The sequence below is a fragment of the Collinsella aerofaciens genome (genome assembly GCF_039758815.1).
Lineage (GTDB): Bacteria > Actinomycetota > Coriobacteriia > Coriobacteriales > Coriobacteriaceae > Collinsella > Collinsella aerofaciens_BP.
On sequence record NZ_JBDMSK010000050.1, the window covers coordinates 1 to 1,506 of the forward strand.

The following is a 1,506-nucleotide window of genomic DNA, read 5'->3' on the forward strand; positions in this document are numbered from 1 at the left end:
GGTAGCGCGCAGAGATGTGGTGTAAGAGGCGGGGCATGCCTCGCCTCTTCCCTTTCTTGAAAGGGAGGGGACACCGCCTAGAATTCGTCGTTGGAGTAATGAAGGTGACGAATGGAAGGAAAGGCGATGCCCCAAGAAGAGAGTGTACTGCGCCTCGACCGCGACGAGGCCCTCGAGGCGGCGAGGCTTTGGCAGGAGTGCGGCGACGCGCGCGAGTTCGCGTGCAGGGTGCTGGGCGGCGTGATGAACGCGCTGATGGACTCCGAGGCCCAGCAGATGTGCGGCGCGGGCCGCAACGAGCGCAGCGACGGCAGGGAGAACAGCCGCAACGGCTACCGCCCCAGGTCGCTCAAGACCGCCGTGGGCGACGTGGAGCTCGAGATACCCAAGCTCAGGCACGGCACCTACTACCCCGAGGGCATGCTCGCGCGATGGTCGCGCGTCGACACCTCGGTGGCCGCCATCGTGCAGGAGATGTACGTGTGCGGCGTGTCCACCCGCAAGGTCGAGCGCGTGGCGTCCAGGCTGGGCATATCCTCGCTGTCGAGCTCGGAGGTCTCGAGCCTCTGCTCCGACCTCGACGCCGAGGTGGCGGAGTTCCGCAGCCGCGACCTTTCGGGCACGCCGTGCTGCTACCTGTGGCTCGACGCCACCTACATGAGCTGCAGGGTCGGCTCGTCGGTCGTCTCGCAGGGCGTCGTGACCGCGATCGGGCTGGGCGCCGACGGGCGCAAGCACTTCCTGGGCTGCGACGTGGTCGACACCGAGAGCGAGGACTCCTGGGCGGCATTCCTCGGCGGGCTGCGCGAGCGCGGGCTGGCCGGCGTTCGCCTCGTGGTCTCCGACAGCCACGCCGGGCTCGTGGCCGCCGTCTCGCGCCTGTTCCAGGGCTGCGCCTGGCAGCGCTGCGTGACGCACCTGCAGCGCAACCTCCAGAGCGCCTGCTCGGGCAGGCCCGAGGACTCCAAGGCGGCCGTCAGGGACCTCGTGCACGCCGCGGTCTACCAGGACGACCCCGACCTCGCGCGCTGCGTGTGGGCCGAGGCGGCGCCCTGGGTGGCGTCGGTGTCCGCCAGGGCCGGCGAGGTCTTCGAGCGGGCCGAGGACTCCGCGCTGGCGTTCACGGCCTTCCCCAGGGCGCACTGGGCCAAGCTCCGCACCAACAACGTCCAGGAGCGCGCCAACCGCGAGATCAAGCGCCGCTACAGGGTCGTGCAGTCCTTCCCCTCGAGGGAGTCGATGCTGCGCCTGACGTGCGCGAGCCTCATGGAGACCGAGGGGCAGTGGTCCCAGCAGCGCGTGTTCTCCGAGGCCTCGGCCGCCGAGGGCTTCGCCGGGCCCGCGGACAGGCCGGCCCCGACAGAGGGGAGGCGCCGCGCGCTCGGGCGGCGCGCCAGGGAGATAGTGGACGAGATAGTCGAGAGGCGCGGCCTCAAGAAGGAGTAACATCGGGACTTGCAGCGACGGACCTCAGGACACTCTTACACCACGTCTGCGCGCGCGACC

At 70.1% G+C, this 1,506-nt stretch carries 1 protein-coding gene; it reads left to right on the forward strand.

Features of this window, described 5'->3' with window-relative positions; all coding sequences use genetic code 11:
* Positions 1 to 126 precede the first annotated feature (126 nt).
* Positions 127 to 1,446 (forward strand): IS256 family transposase, encoded by a 1,320-nt coding sequence (locus tag ABHT90_RS09970; RefSeq protein WP_346982404.1) that lies wholly within the window; start codon positions 127 to 129, stop codon positions 1,444 to 1,446.
* Positions 1,447 to 1,506: the final 60 nt, after the last annotated feature.

Coding starts and splice junctions, on each gene's coding strand:
- ABHT90_RS09970 (WP_346982404.1), top strand. CDS start 127: ATGCCCCAAGAAGAGAGTGTACTGCGCCTCGACCGCGACGAGGCCCTC.